This is a genomic window from Rappaport israeli (assembly GCF_001888055.1).
In the GTDB taxonomy this organism is placed as follows: Bacteria; Pseudomonadota; Gammaproteobacteria; order Cardiobacteriales; family Cardiobacteriaceae; genus Rappaport; species Rappaport israeli.
The window spans coordinates 1-1,222 of record NZ_LXHZ01000035.1; the positions used below are offsets into that span (position 1 = coordinate 1).

Below are 1,222 nucleotides of genomic sequence, written 5' to 3' on the forward strand. Positions count from 1 at the left end.
ATAAATTATACCAATCACCCTGCTAGTCTAGAGCCTCACTGATTACCGTCTTCACTTGATACGGCAACACAGGGCTTAAAAACTGACTCTTATACTCTTTAATCTTACTGGTACCCAACACATCGCCTACCGTCGCATTCGGATGGTTTTGTTGCAAGTAAGCCTCTACCTGTTTTTGGTAATCCTGTATCGCCGTATTGACCGCATCTTGATTCAAGTTTTTCACCAAACCTGTCGTCTCATCCACCGTTACCCTTGTTTTTAGCTTTATTTTTCGGCTTTAATGTCAAAGATCAATCCATATTGTCACTGTCAAATAGATTTATATCACTAAATAATACCTTCAAGTAAGGTAGCCAATATTCGTAAAAAAAGGTTTTTTGAGTTTTATCTGGTTTGTCAAAAATGATCTGTTTTTCTTCAAATCTATGGCATAAAAAGAAAGCTATTAAACTTTTTTGTTTATCATCTAATTTGGTAAAATCATTATAATATTCATTTTTAGGATATTCTAAACCCTTTATAAATGGTGGTAAAAGGTGATTTTCCCATGCAAAAAATGATAAATCATTTAGGTTAGTCTTGGTTGGAAACTTTTGCGTTATTGTCTGAATAATAAATTTTGGGATATAAAAATTTCTCTTCGTTGGAGTTGTAAAACTTAAACCTCATGACTTAAATCGGGAAGATACCAATCTGGTATATCCGTCCATGTTTTAAAAGGCTCAATAAATAGTCCTTGTTTTATATTATTTTCAATATAATCGATATGCTGATTTAGTGAGTTACTCCCTTTTATGTAGCTATAGAGAGCTGACCTATCATTCCATAGTTCTTGTTTATCTAAATCTCTAAAGATAGCTATAACTAAGGATTCATTTTCCTCATTTGAGATATCTTTGAAATTTTCATTTATTAATTTAATAAAACGATTTAATTCTATACACATATATAATCTCTTAACAAAATTTCAAAATATATTAGGTTCTGTTGAACATTCATATCTTAAGCCATTGATAAGCAAAGGCTAGAGCCACATTATTTTCAAAGTTTCTTTTTAGCTTAACCTGAGTTCGGGATAAGCCACCTCTATTTAGCAGCCGCCAAAGCATTCTTCCCAAGCATCTGCGGCTTATACGGAAACAAGCAATATGCCGTTAATCCAGAAATCAGATTCAACAAAAATCCCTTCTCTGAACGATGGCGAGTATGTTCAATAGTG

The 1,222-nt window shown here is 32.9% G+C and carries 2 protein-coding genes and 1 pseudogene; all 3 read right to left on the bottom strand.

Going from position 1 to position 1,222, the window contains the following annotated elements; translation table 11 throughout:
- Positions 1-22: 22 nt before the first annotated feature.
- A complete protein-coding gene (locus A5N84_RS09210; RefSeq protein WP_072282138.1) occupies positions 23-247 on the bottom strand; it encodes a hypothetical protein in 225 nt (74 codons plus the stop codon).
- Between the two features lie 414 nt (positions 248-661).
- Positions 662-949 (bottom strand): hypothetical protein, encoded by a 288-nt coding sequence (locus A5N84_RS09215; RefSeq protein ID WP_072282139.1) that lies wholly within the window; start codon positions 947-949, stop codon positions 662-664.
- Positions 950-1,089: 140 nt separating this feature from the next.
- A pseudogene (locus tag A5N84_RS12250) lies at positions 1,090-1,222 on the bottom strand (IS982 family transposase); the annotation flags it as partial.